The organism is Streptomyces atriruber, assembly GCF_001418325.1.
Taxonomy (GTDB): domain Bacteria; phylum Actinomycetota; class Actinomycetes; order Streptomycetales; family Streptomycetaceae; genus Streptomyces; species Streptomyces atriruber.
Map to the genome: position 1 here is coordinate 832 of NZ_LIPN01000660.1, position 236 is coordinate 1,067.

At 76.3% G+C, this 236-nt stretch carries 1 protein-coding gene; it reads right to left on the minus strand.

Going from position 1 to position 236, the window contains the following annotated elements:
- The coding region (locus tag AOK03_RS44770) for a hypothetical protein (protein ID WP_244177957.1) at positions 1 to 205 on the minus strand (205 nt) is incomplete at its 3' end.
- Positions 206 to 236: the final 31 nt, after the last annotated feature.

A 236-nucleotide genomic window follows, 5' to 3' on the forward strand; every position in this document is an offset into this window, starting at 1 on the left:
CCGCGTCCAGGACGACGGTCGGCGGCAGCGTGTGCGCGCTCGCCACGCGGGGCCGGGTGCGCCTAGGGTCGGACGTGACCCTCAACTCCGCATCCACCTGCGCATACCGGCCCGCCAGAGCCGGGACCGGCCCCCGGCGCAGATCTGCCCCGTGCAGCGCCGCGGATGCCGTTCCCCCGGCAGCGCAGAGCAGAACCGCGGCCACCGAGAGTCGTCCCCATCGCCCCGGCTTCCCC